Source organism: Mycobacterium sp. NGS19 (assembly GCF_059813155.1).
The window spans coordinates 510,409-533,553 of sequence record NZ_JCALEB010000002.1 but is presented as its reverse complement, the minus strand read 5'-3'; the positions used below and the strand labels follow the sequence as shown (position 1 = coordinate 533,553).

At 67.4% G+C, this 23,145-nt stretch carries 19 protein-coding genes and 2 pseudogenes; 11 read left to right on the top strand and 10 right to left on the bottom strand.

Annotated elements, in window-relative coordinates; genetic code table 11:
- Positions 1-16: 16 nt before the first annotated feature.
- Positions 17-376 (bottom strand): hypothetical protein, encoded by a 360-nt coding sequence (locus tag AC5Y4N_RS07910; protein WP_499905170.1) that lies wholly within the window; start codon positions 374-376, stop codon positions 17-19.
- 105 nt (positions 377-481) lie between these two features.
- Between AC5Y4N_RS07910 and AC5Y4N_RS07905 the strand changes: the two are divergent.
- A pseudogene (locus AC5Y4N_RS07905) lies at positions 482-1,243 on the top strand (trans-aconitate 2-methyltransferase); the annotation flags it as partial.
- A gap of 26 nt (positions 1,244-1,269) precedes the next feature.
- Here the strand turns inward: AC5Y4N_RS07905 and cysC are convergent.
- The 4 genes from cysC to AC5Y4N_RS07885 all read right to left on the bottom strand — a co-directional run bounded on the left by cysC (position 1,270) and on the right by AC5Y4N_RS07885 (position 6,344).
- Complete coding sequence (cysC, locus tag AC5Y4N_RS07900) at positions 1,270-3,174, bottom strand: adenylyl-sulfate kinase (protein ID WP_499905173.1); 1,905 nt, start codon at positions 3,172-3,174, stop codon at positions 1,270-1,272.
- A 1-nt stretch (position 3,175) separates the two neighbouring features.
- Complete coding sequence (gene cysD / locus AC5Y4N_RS07895; RefSeq protein ID WP_499905177.1) at positions 3,176-4,099, bottom strand: sulfate adenylyltransferase subunit CysD; 924 nt, start codon at positions 4,097-4,099, stop codon at positions 3,176-3,178.
- Positions 4,096-4,899: a trehalose 2-sulfotransferase gene (gene stf0, locus AC5Y4N_RS07890; RefSeq protein ID WP_499905179.1), complete on the bottom strand. Its 804-nt coding sequence runs from the start codon at positions 4,897-4,899 to the stop codon at positions 4,096-4,098. Before stf0 ends, cysD begins: the two co-directional genes overlap by 4 nt.
- A 65-nt stretch (positions 4,900-4,964) precedes the next feature.
- Complete coding sequence (locus AC5Y4N_RS07885; protein WP_499905183.1) at positions 4,965-6,344, bottom strand: sulfatase family protein; 1,380 nt, start codon at positions 6,342-6,344, stop codon at positions 4,965-4,967.
- Between the two features lie 86 nt (positions 6,345-6,430).
- Between AC5Y4N_RS07885 and AC5Y4N_RS07880 the strand changes: the two genes are divergently transcribed.
- The 3 genes from AC5Y4N_RS07880 (at position 6,431) to AC5Y4N_RS07870 (ending at position 9,215) form a co-directional block, all read left to right on the top strand.
- Positions 6,431-7,489, top strand: coding sequence for an amidohydrolase family protein (locus AC5Y4N_RS07880; protein ID WP_499905185.1), 1,059 nt, complete (start codon positions 6,431-6,433; stop codon positions 7,487-7,489).
- 12 nt (positions 7,490-7,501) lie between these two features.
- Positions 7,502-8,173, top strand: a complete 672-nt coding sequence (locus AC5Y4N_RS07875; RefSeq protein ID WP_499905188.1) for a phosphatase PAP2 family protein — start codon at positions 7,502-7,504, stop codon at positions 8,171-8,173.
- 184 nt (positions 8,174-8,357) lie between these two features.
- A complete protein-coding gene (locus AC5Y4N_RS07870) occupies positions 8,358-9,215 on the top strand; it encodes a DUF5995 family protein (RefSeq protein ID WP_499905190.1) in 858 nt (285 codons plus the stop codon).
- Here the strand turns inward: AC5Y4N_RS07870 and AC5Y4N_RS07865 are convergent, their stop codons facing one another.
- The 3 genes from AC5Y4N_RS07865 to AC5Y4N_RS07855 form a co-directional block, all read right to left on the bottom strand.
- Entirely contained in the window at positions 9,216-12,449 is a 3,234-nt protein-coding gene (locus AC5Y4N_RS07865) for an ATP-binding protein (protein ID WP_499905193.1), read from the bottom strand.
- Positions 12,450-12,533: 84 nt separating this feature from the next.
- A complete protein-coding gene (locus AC5Y4N_RS07860) occupies positions 12,534-13,688 on the bottom strand; it encodes an oxygenase MpaB family protein (protein WP_499905195.1) in 1,155 nt (384 codons plus the stop codon).
- Positions 13,689-13,757: 69 nt separating this feature from the next.
- Entirely contained in the window at positions 13,758-15,254 is a 1,497-nt protein-coding gene (locus AC5Y4N_RS07855) for a bifunctional phosphatase PAP2/diacylglycerol kinase family protein (protein ID WP_499905199.1), read from the bottom strand.
- A gap of 130 nt (positions 15,255-15,384) precedes the next feature.
- Here AC5Y4N_RS07855 and AC5Y4N_RS07850 point away from each other — a divergent pair, with 130 nt between their 5' ends.
- The 3 genes from AC5Y4N_RS07850 (at position 15,385) to AC5Y4N_RS07840 (ending at position 16,752) form a co-directional block, all read left to right on the top strand.
- Positions 15,385-15,564 (top strand): hypothetical protein, encoded by a 180-nt coding sequence (locus AC5Y4N_RS07850; protein ID WP_499905201.1) that lies wholly within the window; start codon positions 15,385-15,387, stop codon positions 15,562-15,564.
- The gene (locus AC5Y4N_RS07845) at positions 15,564-15,992 is read left to right on the top strand and encodes an ankyrin repeat domain-containing protein (RefSeq protein ID WP_499905205.1); all 429 of its coding nucleotides are present in this window, start codon (positions 15,564-15,566) and stop codon (positions 15,990-15,992) included. The genes AC5Y4N_RS07850 and AC5Y4N_RS07845 overlap by 1 nt, the downstream gene beginning before the upstream one ends.
- 112 nt (positions 15,993-16,104) lie before the next feature.
- On the top strand, positions 16,105-16,752 hold the full coding sequence (locus AC5Y4N_RS07840; RefSeq protein WP_499905209.1) for a L,D-transpeptidase family protein: 648 nt from the start codon (positions 16,105-16,107) through the stop codon (positions 16,750-16,752).
- A gap of 10 nt (positions 16,753-16,762) precedes the next feature.
- On the opposite strand, the gene AC5Y4N_RS07835 is transcribed toward AC5Y4N_RS07840, so the two are convergent.
- Complete coding sequence (locus tag AC5Y4N_RS07835; protein ID WP_499906302.1) at positions 16,763-17,239, bottom strand: nuclear transport factor 2 family protein; 477 nt, start codon at positions 17,237-17,239, stop codon at positions 16,763-16,765.
- 67 nt (positions 17,240-17,306) lie between these two features.
- Here AC5Y4N_RS07835 and AC5Y4N_RS07830 point away from each other — a divergent pair, with 67 nt between their 5' ends.
- Positions 17,307-18,923: a right-handed parallel beta-helix repeat-containing protein gene (locus AC5Y4N_RS07830; RefSeq protein ID WP_499905212.1), complete on the top strand. Its 1,617-nt coding sequence runs from the start codon at positions 17,307-17,309 to the stop codon at positions 18,921-18,923.
- Positions 18,924-19,072: 149 nt separating this feature from the next.
- Positions 19,073-20,695, top strand: coding sequence for a virulence factor Mce family protein (locus tag AC5Y4N_RS07825; RefSeq protein WP_499905215.1), 1,623 nt, complete (start codon positions 19,073-19,075; stop codon positions 20,693-20,695).
- Positions 20,696-20,697: 2 nt separating this feature from the next.
- Here AC5Y4N_RS07825 and AC5Y4N_RS07820 read toward each other — a convergent pair whose 3' ends face one another.
- Complete coding sequence (locus tag AC5Y4N_RS07820; RefSeq protein WP_499905220.1) at positions 20,698-21,768, bottom strand: NAD(P)H-dependent amine dehydrogenase family protein; 1,071 nt, start codon at positions 21,766-21,768, stop codon at positions 20,698-20,700.
- A 104-nt stretch (positions 21,769-21,872) separates the two neighbouring features.
- Here AC5Y4N_RS07820 and AC5Y4N_RS07815 point away from each other — a divergent pair, with 104 nt between their 5' ends.
- A complete protein-coding gene (locus AC5Y4N_RS07815; protein WP_499905224.1) occupies positions 21,873-22,259 on the top strand; it encodes an Rv0313 family protein in 387 nt (128 codons plus the stop codon).
- Positions 22,234-23,143 (top strand): annotated as a pseudogene (purU, locus tag AC5Y4N_RS07810) (formyltetrahydrofolate deformylase). The gene AC5Y4N_RS07815 and the pseudogene purU overlap by 26 nt, the downstream one beginning before the upstream one ends.
- Positions 23,144-23,145 lie beyond the last annotated feature (2 nt).

Sequence of the window (23,145 nt, the reverse complement as noted above, 5' to 3'; positions counted from 1 at the left end):
CTAAGCGGATGCTAACTCAGGGGCCGGTCGTGGGCGGGGTGGGCTGCAGCGACGAGCAAGCCTTCTGCGCGTTGTCCCAGGTCGCCTTGTCCACACCGGGTGGCGGCGGTGGCGGTGTGGCACCGGGGCTGCCCTCGACCGGCCCGGGCAGCGGGCCCGCCGGCACCGGACCTGGACCGGGAGGCGGCCCGGCCGGTGGAGCCGGTACACCGTGGTTGATGAGGCACTGCTCGTACACACCGTGCGACTGCGCGGGTACCGACGTGGTCGTCGGCGTGGTGGTCTTCTCGTGCGGCGCTTTTCCTGTCGAGCAGGCCGGGGCGACGGCCAACACGGCGGCTGCCAGCACGGTAAGCGGGAGGTGGCGTCGGGGCATCAAGGACCTCCTGATCGCACGGTGAGAATTCATCGACTGTAACGGTCGGCGGCGCAGAACCCGTGAATGCTCGCGGCACGAGGCAGCGCGGATACGCTGGCGTGGATGCGATGGGACCCCGCGCAGTACGGCCGTTTCGCCGCCGAGCGTGACCGACCGTTTTTCGACTTGACGGCGCGAATCGGGGCGGTCGCGCCCCGGCACGTCGTCGACGTCGGTTGCGGCCAGGGCCATCTGACCGCGACGCTGGCGCAGCGTTGGCCCGATGCCGTCGTCGAAGGTTTCGACTCGTCACCGGAGATGATCGCCGAGGCGCCCGAGGTGCCCAACGTGATCTTCTCCGTCCGGGACGCCGGCGACTGGCAACCAGCCGACGGCGTGGATGTCGTCGTGAGTAACGCTGTGCTGCAATGGATTCCACGCCATCACGAGCTGATTGCCGCGTGGGCTCGCGCACTTCCGGCCGGCGGCTGGCTGGCCGTCCAGGTGCCGGGCAACTTCGACTCGCCGTCGCATGTGCTGATGCGACAACTTGCCGCCGCTCCACAGTGGGCGGGCAAGCTGCGCGCTGTCGAGAACCGCATGCCCGCGGTCGGCACCGTTGAGTCGTATGCGGCGGTGCTTCTGGACGCCGGGCTGCGCGCCGACGTCTGGGAGACCACCTATCTGCATGTGCTCACGGGCAAAGACCCTGTGCTGGAGTGGATTCGCGGCACCGGCCTACGTCCGGTCCTCGCCGCGTTGTCGCCGGCCGATGCGGAAGAGTTCACCGCACAACTCGCGGCCGAACTGCGGGGCGCCTATCCGGCTGGACCGCACGGCACGCTGTTCGCGTTTCGGCGGATCTTCGCCGTCGGGCACAAACCTCAGAGCGAGAACAGCCGTTTCGGCGTCTACCGCGGGCTGCGTTCGTTGAGCAGGGCTATGACGCGGCCGACGAGCTCGTCGAGATCGGCTCCCGTGGTGTCGAGCACGAGGTCCGGGTTCTCCGGCGGCTCGTAGGGTGCGTCGACGCCCGTCAGCCCCTTGACCTCGCCTTTGCGGGCCCGCGCGTACAGCCCCTTCGGGTCGCGCTTCTCGCATTCCTCCAACGACGTCGCGACATACACCTCGATGAACGGCAGCTTGGCCGCCTCGTTCAGCGCCCGCGCGATCTCCCGGTCGGATTGCAGCGGTGACACCAGCGACGCCAACGCCACCACGCCTGCATCGGCGAGCAGACGCGTCAAATGCCCCACGCGACGGATGTTTTCGGCGCGGTCGCCCGGCGAGAACCCCAGATCGTCCGACAGCCCGTGGCGCAGGTTGTCCCCGTCGAGCAGATACGCCACCCGGCCGGACTCCACCAGCGCCCGCTCCACGCCCACCGCAATGGTCGACTTGCCCGAGGCGGGCAGGCCGGTGAACCAGATCGTCGCCCCGGGCTGGCCGGTCTTGGACCAGCGATACGAGCGGTCCAGCGACGACGGGTGCCAACGGATGTCGGTCCGCGTCTGTGTACCCGGCTTGACCTCACGCGGTTCCAGGATGGTGCCCGCGCCAACGGTGTCGTTGCTGTTTTCGTCGATGAGGATGAACGCGCCGCTGTCGCGGTTGTCGGCATACGAATCGGCGACGAGCACCGAGCTGGTACGCAACGTGACCCGGCCGATGTCGTTGAGCCCCAACTCGACTGGATTGTCGAGCTCGTCGAGCGTCTCCGGGTCCAGACGCGTGTGCAGTTCCTGCACAGTGGCCCGCACGGTGGAGGTGGCCTGCTTCAGCGCCAGCCGGTCGCCCGCCCGCAGTGGCGTGTCGGCGAACCAGCACACCGTGGCCTCGATCTCCCGGGCCAGCACGGGCAGGACGGCGTCGTCGGCGCCGCTGACCAAGACGTCGCCGCGTCCGACGTCGATGTCATCGGCCAGCTCGATCGAAACCGACAGCGGCGCAACGGCAACCGAGCGACTGTCGTCCAGCGTGTCGAGCGCAGTCACCGTCGAGCGGGTACCGGCCGGCAGCGACACCACCGGATCTCCGACTTGCAGCGTGCCGGCCGAGAGCCGGCCGGTGTAACGGCGCCGCTGCGACGCCGTCGGCCGCGACACCCACTGCACCGGCAGCCGCAGCCGCCTGGCCTCGGCCTGCGGAGCGGCCAGCTCGACACCTTCCAGATACTCCAACAGTGTCGGTCCGCTGTACCACGGCGTGCGCTGCGACCGGTCTACGACATTGTCGCCGTGCTTCGCAGCGATCGGAATCACCGTGATCTCCGGGAGCCCGAGGCGAGCCGCCATCTGCTGCAGCTGTTGTTCGACCTCGCGGAACCGATTCTGGTCGAAATCGACGAGGTCGATCTTGTTCACGGTGGCCACGAAGTGCTTGACGTCCACCAGTTTTGCGATCCATGCGTGCCGGCGCGTCTGCCGCAGCACCCCGGCGCGCGCGTCGACGAGCAGGATCGCGACGTGCGCGTTGGACGCCCCGGTGAACATATTGCGGGTGTAGCGCTCGTGCCCCGGGGTGTCGGCGAGGATGTAGCTGCGGGTCTGCGTGGAGAAGAACCGGTAGGCGACGTCGATCGTGATGCCCTGCTCGCGTTCGGCGCGCAATCCGTCGGACAGCGCGGCCAGGTCGGCCACGCCATGCTCGTCGGTGACAGCCTCGAGGTGATCCAGCGGCAGACTGTCGGTGTCGTGCAGCAGCCGACCGATCAGCGTGCTCTTGCCGTCGTCCACCGACCCGGCGGTCGCGATCCGCAGCAGCTGCCGCGTCACGGTGGGGACGGCTTCGCCCGGGGCTTCGCTGGTCGCAGTCATGTCAGAAGTACCCTTCACGTTTGCGGTCTTCCATCGCGGCGGCCGACGTGCGGTCATCGGCCCGCGTCTCGCCGCGTTCGGACACTGTGGCCGCTGAGATTTCGGCGATCACGCCGCTGATGTCGGTGGCCCGGGACCGCACCGCTCCGGTGATCGTCAGGTCGCCAACCGTGCGGTAGCGCACCCATTCGACCGCCGACGTCTCGCCGTCGCGCGGTGCTGCGTATTCCGACACCGCGAGCAGGATCCCGTCGCGCTCGAACACCTCACGCTGATGTGCGAAGTAGATCGACGGCAGCTCGAGATTTTCCAGCTCGATGTAGCGCCAGACATCCAGTTCCGTCCAGTTGGACAACGGAAACACCCGCACCTGCTCGCCCTTGCGGATCCGCCCGTTGTACAGCGACCACGGCTCGGGCCGCTGCGCGCGCGGATCCCACTGGCCGAATTCGTCGCGGAAGCTCAGGATGCGCTCCTTGGCGCGGGCCCGCTCCTCGTCGCGGCGCGCACCGCCGAACGCCGCGTCGAATCCGCCAGCCTCCAACGCATCCAGCAGCGTGCGGGTTTGCAGCCGGTTGCGTGACGCGCCGGGCCCGGGGTCGGCCACCCGACCCGAGTCGATGGACTCCTGCACCGACGCGACGATCAGCTTGTGCCCGTGGCCGGTGACCCTGCGGTCACGGAACTCGATGACTTCACCGAAGTTGTGTCCGGTGTCGACGTGCATGACCGGAAAGGGCAGGGGCGCGGGCCGAAAAGCCTTCTCCGCCAATCGAAGAAGCACGATCGAGTCCTTACCGGCCGAAAACAGCAGCACCGGCCGTTCCAGCTCGGCGACCACCTCCCGGATGATGTGCACGGCCTCGGCCTCCAGCAGGCGCAGTTCGTCAACGCGCCGCGCCTCGACCGGTGTCGAAGTCGTCATGTCGGTAATCCCAACCTCTCTGCGTCCGCGCGGTAGCGGTCCACCCATTCGTCGGAACGTTGATCGGCCTGGCGCTCGAGCACTGGCGGCGGGGCGAGCCGCGGGTCCTGCCCCAACGCCTCGAGGATCGTCGCCACGATCTGCGTCAGATTGCGCCACAGCACGGGATACGGCACGTCGAGCGGCTCGATGCCCTCCTCGTCGAACCATGCGCGCCAACCCTTTTCCTGCTCGCGCAGCATGGTGATCACGTGCGCAATGGCACCCGCGTGGTACTCCGCGCGCGCGTCGCGCACCGGGTCGGGGCGGCCGCGCCACACCCGGGTCTGCACGGCCCGCCAGAACGACACCGCCTGCGACACCACGTCGGGCCGGTACACGTGCACGAGCACCGGCACCTCGCCGATCACGTCGCGGATCGCGGCGAGCAGACCGTCGCCTGAACGGTTCGGCAGCTGGCGGGCGCGCTCCAACAACAGGGGAGTCTGGTTCCACATCAGCTTGCCGCCCCACACGCCGTTCGGCGTGCGCCCGACGGTTCGGATGTAGTCACGCCAGATCTCGGCCGGCGCCAGATCCGGGGTGCCCTCCTCGAGCGGATCGAGCAGCCGCAGGATCGATTCGTCGGTGACATCGGCGAACCACTGCCGCGGCTGCGGCGGCTGGCTGGTGGTCGGCAGGTACTGGAAGAACTCTTGCGGCTCGCCTGCCACACCGGTGGCGCGCAGCGATTCCACCAACAGTGTGCTGCCGCTGCGCTGGGACGCGAGAACCAGATACGACGACGGGTGATCGGGCACGGACGAAAGCCTAACTGCACCTCGATTTGTGCGCTGAGCTGCACATTTGATCAATGTGAGCGGAACTATTGCCGCGCGCTGGTTTCATGCTCGATGCCTCGCTCGGCGGCGATGCCCGACCGCGACGTGGGCCGGCGGCCGCGGATGAGCAGATACGTTTCGGTGTAGCGCGCCGAGATGCGGGTGCCCGCGAACACCGACGGAATCACGTCGCCGGTCTTCTGCCGCCACTCGTGAAGTGTGACCGCCAGATCCTGCGCTACGGCTTCCGCGTGCTCGCTGTGCTCGCCTTCGAGCAAGTTGCGGTACTCGCCCGGATCGGCAACGAGGTCGTAGAGCTCACGCTCCGGCCGAGGCCCGCGCACATGCGGGGCGACCGCCTTTCCCGACGGGCTCTCCTCGATGTCCCACGGCAGATCCAGCAACGGGCGGTGCGCGTAGTTCTCGATGTAGCTGTACTCCTTGGTGCGGATCGCCCGGATCGGGTCGAACGAGTCGTGATACGTCTTCTCGGTGTAGACGTGCCCGCGCACGGGTGCCGCCCCGCACGCCAGCAGGTTCGCGGCGTGTGACACGCCTTCCACGTCGTCGGGCACGTCGATGCCGAGCAGCCCGAGAATCGTCGGCACCAGGTCGACACCGCTGAACAATTCGTCGTATCGACGCGGCGGGATGCCGCGGCCCACCGGCGGTCGCACGATGAACGCGATCCCGGTGCCCGCGTCGTACAACGTGGATTTGGCTCGCGGAAACGCCGGGCCGTGGTCGGTGAAGAACACCACCCAGGTGCTCTCGTCCAGGCCCGTGTCGCGCAGCGTGTCGAGCAGCCGGCCCACTGCGGCGTCGGCGACCGAGATCGCGCCGTGGAACGCCGCGAGATCGTCGCGCACTTCCGGTATTTCGGGAAGGTAGCCGGGCACGTCGACCCCTTCAGGGTCGGCCGGCTGGTAGCGGTCCGGCGGATACGGCCGGTGGGTTTCGAAGAAGCCTGCTGTGAGTAGAAACGGCTGGTCGCCCTCGGCCGGGGCGCTCTCGGCCAGCCATTGCCGGGTCCGCTCGACCACGTAGTCGCAGTACGAATTCGACACGTCGAACTCGTCGAATCCGAGCCGCTCCGGGTAGGACGTTTCGTGCTGCATCCCGAACAGCGCGGAGTAGTAACCGTGCTCGGACAGCATGTGCGGCAGGGTCCGCACGCCCGCGCGGTACTCCCAGCCGTGATGGGCCAGTCCGACGAGGCCGTTGCTATGCGGATAGCGGCCGGTGAACAACGCTCCGCGCGAGGGCGAGCACAGGGGCGCGGCGGCATGCGCACGGGTGAACAAGATGCCTTCTGCCGCGAGCTGGTCGAGGCGTGGGCTGGACACATCGGCGTAGCCGTAGGCCCCCAGACAGCGGCCCAGGTCGTGCCAGTGCACGAGCAGCACGTTGTCGCGACGTCTCACGGTTGGCCACCTTCCACATTCGGCCCGGCGCTGCCAATTCTTTCGATCATCGCGATTGGCGGGCGGCCGAGCACCAAACTGACATCGTGGCAGACGACACACGCGTGGTGGTCGACGCGCACATCCACCAGTGGGATCCGTTCACGACGCCGCGGGTGGTGTCCGGGCCGGCGAAGATCATCCGGCGGGCACCGTTCGCCAGGCCGGTGATGATGCGCATGTTTCCGCGCGCCGCGCGCGACTTTGCCGGCGATCCGCAGTATCTGCTCAACGAATACCTGCCCCCTGACTACACGGCCGACGCAGCGCCGCTGTGCGTCGAATCCGTCGTGCACGTGGAAGCCGGATGGCGCAGCAAGGAGCCGGTGGGCAGCGCCGACGAGACCCGGTGGGTCAGTGCCCTGCCGTTCGGCGAAGCCAGCGCCCCGGCCCTGGGCGCCATCGTGGCGCATGCCGATCCCTCCGAGCCGCAGATAGCAAAGGTTCTCGACGCCCACCTGCAGGCCAGTGCGCTCGTGCGAGGAGTGCGCTGCGTCGCCGCGAACAGTGCCGACCGCGGAATCATGGACTGGGACAGCCGAGCGCACCTGCTGTCCGAGCCGGCCTTCCTGCGCGGCTTCCAAGCCGTCGCCGAGCGGGGGCTGAGCTTCGAGGTCTGGGTCTACGGGCACCAGCTGCCGGACGCCGTGACGCTGGCGCGTGAATATCCGGAGACGACGTTCGTGCTGGACCACTATGCGACGCCGGTCGGCGCGCTTGCGCCGTGCGGCCGCCACACCGGGCACACCGCCGCGGGCCGCGCGAGCATCCTGTCCCGTTGGCGCGACGGCATCTCCGCGCTGGCTGAGTTACCTAACGTGGTCGCCAAACACTCGGGTCTGGGCATGCCGGTGCTGGGCCTCGGGCGGCTGCCGCGCGAGCAGTTCCGCGACGCGATCGCGCCGCTGGTGACGCACCTCGACCAGGCCTTCGGTCCGCAGCGGACGTTCTGGGCGTCGAACTATCCGATGGACAAGCCGAACATCGCTCTAGCTGAGGTCATTTGGGTGCTGCGCGAGATCCTGTGTGACCGTTTCCACGACGGCCCGATGTTGCGGGACAACGCCAAGCGGGTGTACCGCATCGGCGCCGGGCCGCGGCCGTGACAGTCTGGTCGCATGGGCAAGCGCAGCAAGGCCATGCTGGTCATCGCCGCTGTGGCCGCCGCGTGCTACGGCTTGCTGTGGCTGGCATACGCGATGCATTGGGCGTGGTTGCCGGCGGTCGACAACGCTGCGCTGCAACCCCTGCACCGCTTCGGCGTGAAACACCATGCGTGGGTGACGTTTTGGGATGTGCTGTGCACGGTGCTGGGTCCGGCGGGGTTTCGCGTCGTGGGCGCAGGCGTCGTGGTGGTCGCACTGCTGCGACGCAATCTGCGGGTCATCCTCTTCGTGGTGGCGGCCATCGGGCTCAGCGGCGTCGTCACCCAGATCGCCAAGGACCTGGCCGACCGGCCGCGGCCGTCAGGCGCATTGGTGGCGGCCAGCTCGACCTCGTTCCCGTCGGGTCATGCGCTGGGGGTCATGGCGGGTGTCCTTGCGCTGATGACGATTTCGACCGGCATGTGGCAGGCCCGCGCGCGGCTTGCCGCGGTGGCCGTGGCCGCGCTCGTGGTGGTTGCGGTAGGAGTCGGCCGGGTGGTGCTCAACGTCCATCACCCCTCTGACGTGCTGGCCGGCTGGGCACTGGGCTACCTGTGGTTTGTCGCATGCCTTTTCGCGATCCGTCCGCTTCCGCTCGCCGCGCCCGCGGCACCGGAAGCGCACGCTGTCGGCACAGTCGAGTAGTCGAGTACTCATCCCCGTTGCGCAACTGCATGCCACTGTTGAGTTCGTTCACGCCACACCCCGGTCGCGGCCGGATAGATTGAGGCGGCAGGCAATGGAAAGTGTGCTCAGCACGTCGGCAGACGACCTGAGGCTGGTCAATGGTCGGTCCGCCGCGGCCACCACGAGAACCGGGTCGTCCGACATGGCAACACAGGTCCCCGTTTCCCCGCGCTGGGAACCGCTTCGGGAGCCGGCCGGCATCGACGACGTGGTGCGCAACCTCGATCAGGTGATCGACTGGTCGGTCGAAGCGCGCAGCACGATCGGCTACTTCGCGGCGCTCTACAAGCGCACGACGGTCGCGATCCGCAAGGCGATCGACGACGGCGACTTCGACGACGGGGCGCGGATGGAGAAGCTCGACATCGTCTTTGCGAGCCGGTACTTCAACGCATTGAACGCCTATTTCCTGCCCGATCAGTACAGCGGGTTGACCCTTCCGTGGGAGGTGTCGTTCGTCGGCGCCAAAGACGGCCAGGCCACCATCCTGCAGCATCTGATGACCGGGATGAACGCCCACATCAGCCTGGACCTCGGGCTGGCTGCCTTCGCCACCGCCCAAGAGGATTTGGCCGCGCTCGAGGCCGACTTCAACCGCGTCAACGCGATCCTGGCCTCGCAAGTGCACGGCATGCTCGATATCGTCAGCGAGCGTTCACCGGTGCTCATGTGGGTGCGCCGGCTGCTGCCGGGCGAGGTGTTCTTGATCAAGCGCCTGCTGAAGAGATTGCGCAGGGGTGCATGGCATTTCGCGGTCTACATGGCGCTGAATTCCGACCGGGAGATCGAGGCTCGGGTCAACCAGTCGGCGTTCACGGCGGCTGTCGGCGCCTGGTATCTGCAACCGCTGGGCCGGTGGGCGCCGTTCCCCTGGTTCACCCGCACGATCTCGAAACACGAAAATCCGGACATCGCCGAGACGATCGCCGCGCTCAAAGGAAAAGCCGAGGACCCCGCGCCGATGAAGAAGGCGTACCTGGTGCGAACCGCATCCCGCTGATCAGCTGAGCAAGCGCTGGGCCCGGGTCCATTCGGGCCAGCGCGCGTCACCGGCGAAGCGGGCCAGCGCGTCGGCCAGCTCACGTCGGCGCGCGAAGCCGACGGTCTCGAAATAGTCCAGCTCGCAACGCAATTCGAACAACGGTGCCTCCTGACGGCGGGCCGCCTCGACCGCGGCCGCAAGCGCCGCCTGTCGCGATTGCGGGTCGGCAAGGGTGTGCGCGCGCAGTCGCATCAACTCGGCGTCGTAGAAGTGCATCCCGGTCTCGCCGGCGTGCTGCAATGCCGACTCGAGCCGGCGACGGGCCTTTTCGGGCTTGCCGGCTGCCGTCAGCACGCGGCCGATCACCGCGTCGTGAAACGTCAGATAAAGGTTGAGATGCAAAAGACGCGAGCCGTCCACGCGTTTGGCGATCTTCTCGGCCGCGCCGGCCAGGACGGCTGCGTCGGCACCGGCGTCCATCGCGTTGAGCGCCTTGACGGTGGCGTTCTCGGTGGAACCGACGAGCCGCCACAAATCCAAGCCTGACTGCTCGCTCAACTGGCGAAGAGCGGCCACGCCAGCGGATGCCGCCGCGTACTGCCCGGTCTCCAGCCGAACCCAGATGTCGACGAAATGCGTGTGAGCCCGGTTGTAGGCGTTCTGCGGAAATCCCAGCTCTTCGCAGCGGTGCACCGACTCCGCCAAGTGCGCATTCGCCGCGTCGAGGTCGCCGCCCATCGCGTAGGTGAGCGCCAGATACGTATGCGCCGACGAGATCGGGTCGATGGCCACCCACCACGCGGTGTCGAGCACCCGCGGGTCGGCGGCGGACTGGTCGGCCAACGCTCGACGCAAATGGCTTCGCGCAGAGGTGAAGTCGCCTTGCAACCACGTGACCGAACCCAATGACGACGCGATGACGGGCTCACTCCACGGCCGGTCTTTGGTCACCCGGGCCGACAGTGATTCGAGCAGCTCATGCGCGCGACGCAACTCGGCACGCGGCACGTAGTAGCCGATCAACGCGGTCAAGGTGGCGAACAGTTCGTCGTCGTAGTTCTCGGCGCTGGCCAGCTCGAGGCACCGTTCGAAGTCCGCCGGGCCCTGGCCGCTCATGCTGCCCTGCGTCGCGCCCGCCAAAAATCCGCGTTCTAGCCGGATCGCGATCTCTTGACGGTCGCGCGCGGCACCAGCGGCGCAGTGGGTCAGCTGGTTGAGCGCATCGGTCAGGCATGTCTGAGCCTCATGCAGAGCGCCCCGCCGGCGCGCCGCGACGGAGGCCTTGCGCAGCGCCGTGACAGCCTCGGCGAAGCGGTGCGCATGGGCGTAATGCCGTGCGATGACACGCCAATCGGGTTCGACGCCAGGGACCGTGTCGGTGAGTGCTCGTCCGGTTCTGGCATGCAGCTTTCGATGCACGGTCGGTGGCGCCAACTCGGCGGCTACTTCCCGGATCAGCTCGTGGCGGAACCGCCATCCGCCGGTGTCGTTGCGCTCGAACACCCGCACCCGCATGAGGTCGGCCAGCACCGCGTCGACGTCCGCTTCGCCACCGACGACCTGCCGCAGCAGCGCCACGTCGCCGCTTCGCCCGATCACGGCCGCCGCTTCCACCACCGGCACCACGTCGGCGCGGGTGTGCAGTCGGGCGAACAGCGGTTCGTACAGCGCTTCGGGCACCTGTCCCTGCGGCTCACTGGCCTCAAGGCCGGCGACCACGTGCTCGATGTGGAACGGCACGCCGTCGCAACGCTCGCGCACCGCGGCCCGCTGAGCGTCGGTCACCTCAGGGGCCAGCGCGTCGATCAGCGCGTCAGACTCCGCTTCGCTCAATGGCGAGAGCTCGAAAAGCGTTACCGGCCAATGCTTTTCGATAACGTTCTGGTCGCGTGTGGTGATGACGACCATCACCCGCCCGTCGGCCGAGGCCAAAACGGCGTCCAGCAAGTCGATGGTCGACGTGTCGAACCAGTGCACATCCTCGGCCACGACGAGCCCCGCCCGATCTCGTAGGCACGCCAGCAGGTACCGGTGCACGGTCGCGCCGATCAGCTCGTAGAGCGTGCGGCCTTCCACAGCGGCAGGGGTGTAGCCGTGCTCGGCGCCCACGCCCAGCACCGGCGCCATCAGCGGCACCGCGTCGACCGGATCGAGGCCATGCGCGCGCAGCTCAGTCTCCAGCAGCCGCAACCGCTCCGAACCCGTGGTCAAACGTGTTATGCCGCAGCGTCTTTCGAGCAGACGCCGGACCGGATGCAGGCCGGTCTCGGTGTGCAGCGGCGAACCTCGCAGTTCGACGACCACACCGCCCGATTGCTCGACGATGTCGGCCGCCGCGCGTGCCAGTCGCGTCTTGCCGATGCCCGGTTCGCCGCAGAATGCGACGCCGGGATACCTGGCCGCACCGTCGCATGCCTGCTGCCACACCTGCTGCAGCCAGGCGCGCTCCCGGTGACGCCCGATCATCGGCGGCGACGACGGCGCCAAGGCATGCGGTCGCTCGCCGAGCACCCGATAGTGGTTGACCGGACTCTCGACGCCTTTGACCGCGGCGGCTGGGCCGGCGACCAGCTCGTAGGCGTCCGCGACCAGCGCTGCGACAGCGTCCGAGACAGCCACGGTGTCGGGCGCGGCCAGCGAGGAGATCCGCGCGGCGAGGTTCGCGGCGAACCCGTACACGTCGTCTTGGGCGATGTCCAGATACACCAGCCCACGATGGATGCCCACACGCACGCTGAGTCCCACGTCGAGTCGGCGCATGGCTTGTTCGCTCAGCCGGGTGACGGCGCGGGTGATGTCGAGCCCGGCAGCCACCGCGCGCTGCGCCCCGTCCTCGTGCGCGGTGGGGTGACCGAAGACGGCGAGTAGCCCATCGCCTTTCGTCGAGCCGATGTGGCCGCCGTAGCGGTCGACGATCTGCACGACGTACTCGCGATAGCGTCCGACCAGCATGCGGTAGGTCTCCGGCTCCACCCGCGTCGACAGCACCGTCGAATCGACCAGGTCGACGAACAGGATGGTCAGGCGCCGAATCTCGCCGCCGCCGCCGACGTCCGGGAAGTCCTCGGCCAGCAGCTTTTCCGCGTCGGTGTTCGAGGCGTCGACCGCCAGCACCTGACCGGCCAACGCAGAGGCGGCCGCGCGGTCACCGCGATTGATGGCCGCCACCGCCCGGTCCAGGAGCTCGTTGATCGAACCGCCGCTGTCCCGACCTGCGCCGTTGACCTCTGGGTGGCCCTTACGGTCGCCCACGTCAATATCGTGGCACCGCCTGGGCGATATTGCAGTCCATTTCACCGACGGCCTTGCCGGGCGCGTATCGGCCCGGCACCGTCGTCACGCCCGCAGCTGCCACTGGAGGGCGAGGTGGTCCGGAATGGCGAAGTCCGCGCGGTCGCCGCGGCGTTCCAACGTCAACAAGCCCCGGAGGAGTTCACGACCGAACGGTTCGGCCAGCCGTGACATCGGCCCGAAGCGCCGGGACCGCTCTCCGGCTCTGTCGAGGACGTTGACCAAGAACCAGTTGGCCAGGCGGGAAAAGAAACCGAGGTCGCGCGGAACACGGATCAGGTCGGCGGTCTTGTCTCCGATGAGGTGGCGGATCAACGGCGGGATGGTGTCGTCGAACAGATAGCCCGGGGTCATCTTGTCCAGCAGCTCGAGCAGCGCGGCCGTCATCTGCTGTCCTTCCGGCGAGGCGGCGAATTGGCGTCGCCGGATGATCTCCACGAGCGCAGCAGCCTCCTCCGCGTCGTCCACCCGCATGTCGTCATCCAGGCCGATGAGGTGACCGATCACGGTCCACAGGTGCAGATACGCGTCGATGTCCTCAGGGGGCAGCCGCACGCCGAGGCGGCGGAGCGGGTCGGCGACGACGTAGGAGAACGCGAGCATGGTCCCGGCCAGGTCTTCTTGGTTGACGGGCTCGCCCCACTGTTCGTAGTTCCACAGTCCGGGCTGTCCTTGGTTGCGCGCCTTGATCAGGTGGCGCACTGCGGCGTGCATCAGCCGGACCTTCTGGATGACGCGACGGCCCTTGCCGTTGTCATCGAGCCCGCCGACGCTGAGCACGTCGACCAAGAACTGCCCTGTCTCCATCACCCGTCGGCGCGCGTCGCTGTCGAGCCGGGCGGTCATGGCGAGCACCTTCACGCCGTTTGCCGCCGCGTACGACGACGGCAGCGACGCGCAGAACAAGCAGCACGAGATATGCAGACCCCACGTCTCGAACAGCCGTTGTCCCCGCTCGATACGAGCCGCATCCGCCCACTGCGGCAACGGCAACGTGTCAGCCAGGTACGCCTCGAGGCGGTCGGGCAGTTCCGGCGGCACCGGGTCGTCGGTGCGGATCAGCGTTTTCATGACCGCGTTGACTGCCTCGACGCCGCCCTGTTCGAGGACCTCAGCGACGGCCTCGTCAGCGACCGGATCTCCCTCCCGCCGCTTGCTGTCGAGCATTGCGTCGGTCCACCGGGTGCTGGCGCCGGCCACGCGTTCAGCTTCCCAGCATTCGGGTCCGTGCGCCGACGGAATGCCGATTCGAGCCCGATCGGCTATCGGCTATCGGCGCGGCGGCGGACGGAACACCGCTAGCGCCCGATACCGCACGCTGAAGCTGGCCGACTCGTGCTTCGAGCCGACTTCGCCGTCATGCGCGATGGTCGTCGGACCGTCGAGACAGCGGAAGCTGAACTCCGGCACCTGCCGTTCGTGATACAGCGGGCTGCGCTCCAAGCGGCCCAGCATCAGCGACGTCAGGATGCGCAGCTTGGCCAGCCGCGGACCCGTCTCCAGGATCCGGATGTCCAGCAGCCCGTCATCCATTCGGGTCCGCCGCGACGGCGCGAATCCCGATGGTAAGTAAGCGGAATTGCCCAGGAAGAACAGTGACGTCTGCATCTCCCGGTTGTCGAACGCGATCCGTACCGGCTCGTCGTGGCGCAGCGTGTGCAGCATGGCGTACGCGCTGGCGAGTGGTTTGGAGATCTTGCGTTCCAGCCGCTCTCGGGTCTGCACGAACTTCGGGTAGGCGCCGATGCTGGCGGTGTTGATCACGATGTTGTCGTCGTTGAAGCACACCAGGTCGACGCAGAAGACGTTGCCGTCCTTGATCGCACGGATGGTCTTGTCGGCGGTGTCGCAGCCGATGTCCTTGGCGAAGTGGTTGAAGGTGCCGCCGGGAAACACCGCCAGCGGCAGCCCGGCCTCCACGGCCACGCCCGCGGCACACGACACCGAGCCGTCGCCGCCGGCGATGGCCAGCACTTGAGCGCGTTGTGCGGCCGATTTCAGCGCAGGCACGAGGTCGTCGTCAGGGCCGAGTTCGACGATCTCGGCCGCCGGTAACGATTCCCGGACGCGCGCGGCGATCTCGGCGCCCGCGCCGCCGCCCGACGCCGGGTTGACCACCATGACTACACCGGCGCCATCGGGCCGGGGCGGCGTCTGGACCTTCAGCGGCTCAGCGGTGGGCAGATTGCGCGGCACGACCGGCGGCACCACCCGAGCGCCCAGCACCGCGACCGATGCGCCGATGCCGAATCCGATGAACACGTCGCCGGGGTAGTGCGCGCCGGTGGCCACCCGCGACAGGCCGACCAGCCCCGCGAGCAGCGCCAGCACCAGCCCGAGCACCGAGTTCTCCAGCCCGACGCCCACCGCGAACGCCGCCGCGCTCGCCGAGTGACCGGACGGCAGTGAGTTGGAGGTGGGGTGGCGATGAGTCTGGCGCGCGAGCGGCACCCGTAGATAGCTGGGCCGAGGGCGGCGTCGCAGCCGCTTGGCCCCTTGGTTGGTCAGCAGGCTGGTCACGGCCAGGCTGAGCACCCCGCGGACCGCGCCCCGCTGCGCCGACGGCCGCCGCGACGCCATCAGTACCGCTGCGATCGCCAACCACAGCTTCGAGTGGTCCGCGGCGCGGGTAAGCCGGGGCATCGTGAGGTCGAGCAATTGGCTTTCGGAGTTGGCGACGGCGTCGAAGACGCTTTCGTCCAGGGTTCCGAGGCCTCTGGTGATCTGCCGCAGCCCGCGGTCGCGTCGCGGCCCAGGAAAGTGCATACGTCAACCTATCCCGGGCATCCGGCCGCGAAACGCGACGGCGCGCTGGTCAAGCCTCCGGTCACGCGGACGGCATTGAGTCGTTGCCCGAGGTCCCATTGGTCGATGACGCCGCGGATCACCAACGAGTGTGCGCTTCGAGGGGCTGCTGATCTATCAGACGCTGGTTGTTGCGGCCGACCGCCGCGGGCAGCTTGTCGACGACATCGCCGAGCTGGGCGACGCCGTACACAGGGCCTTTCTCGGCAACGTCAGTACCGTTGACGATGTGTGCCGGTCGCTATTCGCCGATTCTGAGGTGCTTCACTGATGGCCCGTAGCGGCAGGCCGCCCAAGATCGATCCGATGAAACCGATCCATAGGGCCGTGCTGCACAACGACATTGACACCTTCGCCGTCGAATTGGCGGCCGGCAACTACGTCAACGCGCCGGGGCCTGAAGGCATGACGCCGCTGCACATCGCCGCCGATTACGGCCGTATCGATTTTGCAAAAGCGCTGCTGGACAAGGGGGTCGACATCGACCCGATCAATGTGTGGGGCAACACCCCGCTTTGGATGGCTGTCTACAACTACAACAAGACCGAGCCGCCCGGGGCCATCATCCGGCTGTTACTCGAGCATGGTGCAGATCCGAATCGGGGCGAAGGTCATCAACCACCGCTCGAACTCGCCAAGATGATCGCCGGCTTCCCTGAAGCCCTGATCGAACTGCTCGAAGAACACGCGGGCCAATAAGACACTCGCGGTTCGTTTAAGCCGTCAACGATGTCGCCGGTGCGGTCGCTGTGACCGAGTTGTGGCTGAACCTTGACTTGACCCCTAACCACGCCGGCGTCGACCATGAGGCGTGCGCCGTCTCGTCGCTGTTCTTGCCGCGGCCGTCATCGCGATGGTCGCTGCGCCGACGGGCCGCGCCGACTACACGCCGTGGTTCGCCCGCTCGGTAGGCGGGGCCACACAGGTCATTTCGGTTGTCGGCGTTGGTGGTTCGACGGCGAAGATGGACGTCTGGCAGCGCAGTGCTGCCGGTTGGCAGCCCGTCGCGGCGGGCATTCCGGCGCACATCGGCTCCGCAGGCATGACGCCGCAATCCAAGGACGGTTATCCCGCCACCCCGATGGGAGTCTTCACGCTCGACTACGTGTTCGGCACGGCGCCGTCGCCCGGCGGCGGGCTTCCGTATCTGCAAGTGGGTCCGGACGACTGGTGGGACGGCGACCCGCACAGTCCGACGTTCAACACCCACCAGCACTGCAAGAAGGAGCAGTGCCACTTCGACACCTCGGACAGCGAGAACCTCGACATCCCCGAATACGTGCATTCAGTGGTGATGGGCGTCAACACCAAGGAACGCGTGCCGGGCAACGGCGCCGGGTTCTTCATGCACGCCACCGACGGCGGCCCCACCGCCGGCTGTGTCGCGATCGACGACGCCACCCTGGTGAAGATCATCCAGTGGCTGCGTCCGGGTGCGCTGATCGCAATCGGGAAGTGATCAGTGCCACTCAAATGCGAAGCGCCGCACCGGTTTTCAGCGTGAAGTTCAGCCCCTGCAGCGACATCGTGGCCTCATAGGTGCGGTCGTAGCCGGTGGCGCTGATCTTCCAGCCCTGCGGCGTACGCCGGTAGGTGTCGCGGTAGAACGCGGCGCCGATGAGCATGAAGTCGAAATCGGCGACGATCACGCGGTCTTGCAGGTACCAGACGCCGGTGGCCTGGTCGCCGTCGACGGTGATCTCCGGGTGGGTGACGCGGTGCTCGGTGATCACGGCCGGACCGACCGACGAGCGCATGTACTCGACGAGGTCCGCGCGGTTGGTGAAGTGCAACCGCTCGCCGTAGTCGCCGGTGACGTCGTCGGTCAGGGTGTCGGCGAAGGCCTCCCAGTCCTTGGTGTCGAGTGCCCGCAGGTAGCGGTACTTGACGCGCTCGATGGCTTGCAGGTCGGCGGCGGTGTCGGTCACGTCAGCATTGCAGCACAAACCCGGCGCGCAGGGAACTGGCGCGAGTCTGGCGTGGCAACCGAGCGTGCGGTGAGATGATGCGCGCATGCGCAGGTTTCGGTGGGTGATTCGGCTGCCCGCCGTTTTCACGGTCGCGGCCGTCGCCGTGTGCTCGGCGCCGACGTCGGTGCCGGCCGCGGTCGAGAGCCAGCCGCCCCCGGCGGGTGCGCATGCCTCACCGACAGCGCCGGCCGCGGCGCCGCTGTACCCGTTCACGTTGCGCCAGCAGCTCGACATGCCGCCGCTGCACAACGCCCCCGGCGACTTGGCCGCTCAGATCGCCAACCGCACGCAGGTGTATCAGCGCGCGCAACTGCTGAAGATCGGCAGCGGCACCGCGATGGCGGCGTGGTCGACCGCCCGCGACACAGTGGCCGTCAACCGCTCGGTGCTGCCCGCCCTGCGCCAGCAGCCCCTGCGCGCAATGACATTCACCGGCAGCCGGTTCTCCGAACTCGAGCGGATGATCACCGGTGCGGGTGCGGCCCACATCACAGTGGCCAGCCGGACACTGCAGGCCGACACCCCGCTGACGATCACCGGACACAACGTCGTGGTCGACTTCGCGGATGCGGTGATCCAGCCGGGCCAGACGCCGCCGCTGTGGTTGGTCAAGATCGTGGGTGCACGTGACGTCGCAGTGATCCACGCCAACGTCACCGGCGGCACGAACGGCTTTCTGGTAGACGGCGGTTCGGGGATTGCGATCGAGGGCAACGATTTACGCGGGCTGACGCAGAACGGCATCGTGGTGACCGGTAGAGCATCAGCGGTCGACATCCACGCGAACCGCTTGCACGACGTGCAGCGCGCCGGCGTTCTGCTTCACGGCCCGGTCACCAAAGCGCTGGTGGACAGCAACCAGATAGACCATCTCACCGGGCATTCCAACTGGACCGCCGGCATCGTGCTGACGGGCCGGGGCACCGGCATCGCCGACAACCCCGGCTCGTTCTTCCTGCCGGACAACTACTGGGTGCTCACCACGCCGCTGGTGCAGCGGTTGGAAAACCCCGAGCAGAACGTGATCGTGGGCAACAACATCCGCGACGGCCTGTCGTCGGGCGTCTACAACGACGGCGCGATCGCCAACGTGTTCGTCGGCAACCACATCGAAGGCAATGCCAAAGAGGGCATCTGCTTCGACAACGGCGCCACCGCGAACGTGTTCGCGGCAAATCTGGTGGCTGACAACGGGAGACGCTGGGGGCAGCCGGACGAGGTGCTGAAGCTGGACTCGGTGCTCGCGGCGGGCCGGGCTGCCGACGGCACGTCGATGGCCAAACTGCCCGGCATCTCGATCGACAACGCGCTGTACAACGAGATCTTCGCGAACGACATCGTCGGAAACTTCGGCGGTGGGGTGAAGATGGTGCGCACCGCGCTGTTCAACGTCGTCGCCAAGAACACCATCGTCGACAACAACCGGGGCCAGAGCGGGCAGTTCCACTTCTTCGGTGTCGAACTGGGCGCGGCCGAGGCCGACGAACCCGTCATCGACCTGGATTTCGTCGGCTCGTCCGGCAACATCGTGCTGGGCAACGAGATTCGCGGCCAGCACTATTCAGGCGTGTTCGTGGGCCGCGGCTCGGTGCAGAACGAGGTGGTCGACAACGAGATCGTGGGCGCGACGGCCTTCGCGCTGGAGTCGGCGAGCCGGTAGCGCTTTCACTTCGAGGGCCAGCGTCGCGAAGCACTCCGAGGTCAGCGAGCTCATACACGGTGCGGTAACCTCCGTAGCGAATTCGAGCCGGAAACCGCTTGCAGTCCTGCGCATAACGCGCAACTGCCTCTGGTAGAAAGTGAGCGCACTTGCTGAACCGGTTCATCAAGCTGCAACTGGTGATATTCGTCGTGCTCACCGTGCTCGCGCTGGGGGTGCTGGGCCTCTATTACCTGCAAGCGCCGCGGTTGATGGGCATCGGACAGTACACCCTCTACGCGGAGTTGCCGCGGTCCGGCGGGCTGTACAGGACGGCGAACGTGACGTACCGGGGAATCGCGATCGGTCGGGTGACCGATGTGTCGCCCACCGAGCGCGGGGCGCGCGCCACGTTGAGCATCGACGATCGGTACAAGATCCCGGCGAACGCGTCGGCGAACGTGCACTCGGTGTCGGCGGTCGGTGAGCAGTACCTGGACCTGGTGTCGACGGGCAACGTCAAGGACTACCTGCACGACGGTCAGACGATCACCCGCAGCACCGTGCCGTCGGACGTGGGTCCCGCGCTGGATGCCACCAACCGGGGGCTGAATGCGTTGCCCAAGGACAAGATCGCCACGTTGCTCGACGAGACGTCGCAGGCCGTCGGTGGGCTGGGGCCGGCCTTGCAGCGGCTGGTGGATTCGACCACCGCGATTGCCAGCGACTTCCGTGACAACTTGACTCCGGTCAACGACATCGTCGCCAACTCGTCGCCGATCCTGGATTCGCAGGTGAATTCGCGCGACAACATCGAAACCTGGGCGGCGAACCTGAATTCGATCGGCACCCAGGCCGCTGAGCAGGACGCAGCGCTGCGCAGCGGTTTGCAGCAGGCCGCTCCCACCGCCGATCAGCTCAACGCGGTGTTCTCCGATGTGCGCGATTCACTGCCGCAGACGCTGGCCAACCTCGAGATCGTCATCGACTTGCTCAAGCGCTACCACAAGGGCGTCGAACAGTCTTTGGTGATCTTCCCGCAAGGCGCAGCACAGCTAGAGGCCGGCTCTATTTTTCCGGGGTACGGCATCATCAACTTCGCGCTCGGCCCGTTGTTCGTGGGCATCGGTGCCTCTGCGTTGACCCTGCAGGCTGTGCCGCCGGGTTTCGGTGCTGCCCTCAACAGTCCGCCGCCGTGCCTGACCGGCTTTTTGCCGCCGTCGCAGTGGCGCGCGCCTGCCGACACCTCGCCAGCGCCGTTGCCGTCGGGTACCTATTGCAAGATCCCGAAGGACTTCCAAGGCAACGTGGTTCGCGGTGCGCGCAACTATCCGTGCGCCGACGTCCCGGGCAAGCGGGCCGCGACGCCGCAGGAGTGCCGCAGCAACGAGCCGTATGTGCCGATGGGCACCAACCCGTGGTACGGCGATCCGAACCAGATCCTGACCTGCCCGGCACCGGCGGCGCGCTGTGACCAGCCGGTGGAGCCCGGTCGGGTGATCCCGGCGCCCAGCGTCAACAACGGCTTGAACCCGTTGCCCGCAAACCTGTTGCCGCCCAATGGAACTCCGGCGCCGCTGTCCGATCCGTTGTCGCGGCCCGGCCAGGGCAGTGTGGCGTGCAGCGGCCAGCAGCCGAACCCGTGCACCTATACGCCGGCGCAGCTTCCCACTGCGATCTACAACCCGCAGAGCGGCGAGGTCGTCGCGCCCGACGGAAGCCGATACACGGTGCGCGACTCGGCCGGAACGGGCGACGACGGCTGGATGCAGATGCTGGCACCCGCGAGCTGAATTCAGCTGTGCGGCACGGTTCCTCGAGGCAGTGTTAGCGGCAGGTCGGCGTACGTCTTGATGCCCGGTGAGGCGGCGACGACGGCCGGGATTGCGTGGATCGCCGGCATCGCGGTGATGGTGTGCCCGAGGCTCATGAAGTCGGCCATGGTCTTGGCCTTCTCGAGGAAGTCCGGCGGCGGCAGGAACCCCACATTCATTGTCACGGTGGGCATTCCGTCGATGGTGATCTTCCACGGGTCGCCTTCGATCTTCCAGTCCGGATCGAGCGTCTGCCCCTTGCGCCATCGCACGTTGAGGTCGACGACTGTTCTGCCGCCGATCCGTCCCTGCCAGCTGGCGAAGACGCCGGCCACGCAACCGGCGCTGATGGTCCACGAACCGAGGTCGAGGTCCTGGGTGGTCTTGGCGTACTCCGCTTCACACACCACCTCGTCGAACTCGACGCCCAGTGCGTCGCCGACCAGCCGCACCGCCTCGGCGAACACCGCGGTGCCTTGTGCTGCCATGGGCTGCAGCTCGGGGTCGTCGATCGGCGTGCCGAAACCTACCGGAATCTCGGTCGCGGGGGAGTCGTAGAACGTGGTGTCGGACGCTTCGGCGATCGTGACCTTGTCCACGCGGCTACAGCCGGTGGCCGCGACGATCGCCAGCAGTTCGGCGAAGCCCGGGCTGACGCCGGAACCGAACATCGTCGAACCGCCTTGCCGGCACGCCTCCTCGATCCGGTCGCGGCCGGCGCCGAGGTTGTGTCCGGTGATGAACGACGCGGTGGACACCACGTTGACGCCGGCGGACAGGATGCGCACCAGTTCGTCGACGTCGATCCACATCGGGTTGTAGACCACGCAGTCGGGCTTCAGCGCGAGCAGCGCGTCGACATCGTTGGTCGCGGTCACCCCCAACGGTGCGATACCGCAGAGTTCGCCGACGTCGCGGCCGGCCTTGTCCTGCGACCATGCGTAGCAGCCGACGATTTCATAGTTCGGGTTCGCGGCGAGCGCCTCCACCGAACTCTTGCCGACGTTGCCTGTTGTCCACTGGACGATCCGATATGGCTTGGTGTTGAGCACTCGCACAGCATAGGCCAGCGGCAGTGCCGATGGACCGGATTGCGTAGCGCATCGAACCTGTTGAGCGCACACTGGATCAAACACCGCTGCCGTCAGGAGGCGTCATGGGCAAGGATGGACCGTTCGGATTCGATCCCGACGAATTCGAACGAGTGGTCCGCGAGGCGGGCGAGGGACTGCGCGACACCTTCGAGCAGATCGGCAGGTTCTTCAGCCTCCCCGGTGAGCGTGCCGGCTGGTCGACGCTGTTCGACGAGTTCACCCGACCGGGTCGGCGCGGGCAGCCGGAAACCGCCGGCGAGACCGGCGACGGCGTCTGGGCCATCTACACCGTCGACGACGAGGGGGCCGCGCGCATCGAGCAGGTGTATCCCACCGAACTCGACGCGCTGCGCGCGAACAAGACCAACACCGATCCCAATCGCAAAGTGCGGTTCTTGCCGTACGGGATCGCGGTCAGCGTGCTTGACGCGACCGAAGAGTCGGCCTGAGGTACCCCGAGGGCCGGGTTCCCCTGCCCGTCAAGGACATCGGTCGGTTGCTGCTGCGGTGTGCCGACCGGCCCGGACTGGTGGCTGCCGTCAGCACATTCCTGGCGCAGGCCGGTGCCAACATCGTGTCGCTGGACCAGCATTCCACCGAACAGACGGATGGAATCTTCATGCAGCGCACCATCTTTCACCTGCCAGGGCTGTCCGCGGCCCGCGAGACGCTGGAACGGGAGTTCGCCGAGCAGGTCGCCACGAAGTTCGGCATCGACTTCCGGCTGACCGAGGCCGCCAAGCGCAAACGGGTGGCCATCATGGCGTCGAAGCAAGACCACTGCCTGCTCGACTTGCTGTGGCGCAATCGCCGCGGCGAGCTGGACATGTCGGTGGTGATGGTGATCGCCAACCATGCCGACCTGGCCGACGACGTGCGCCCGTTCGGCGTGCCGTTCATGTACATACCGGCCGCCAAGGAGATTCGGGAGCAAGCCGAGCAGCGCCAGCTCGAGCTGTTGCGCGGCAACGTCGACCTCGTGGTGTTGGCGCGCTACATGCAGGTGCTGACTCCGCGCTTTCTCGACGAGGTCGGCTGCCCGCTGATCAACATCCACCACTCGTTTCTGCCCGCGTTCATCGGTGCCGCACCGTACCGACAGGCCAAGGACCGCGGCGTGAAAATCGTTGGCGCGACTGCGCATTACGTGACCGAGGAGCTCGACGAAGGCCCCATCATCGAGCAGGACGTGGTGCGCGTCGACCATCGGCACAGCGTGGACGATCTCGCGCGGCTGGGCGCGGACGTCGAACGCGCGGTGCTCTCGCGGGCCGTGCTGTGGCACTGCGAGGACCGAGTGATCCGGTACGGCAACCAGACGATCGTCTTCTGAGA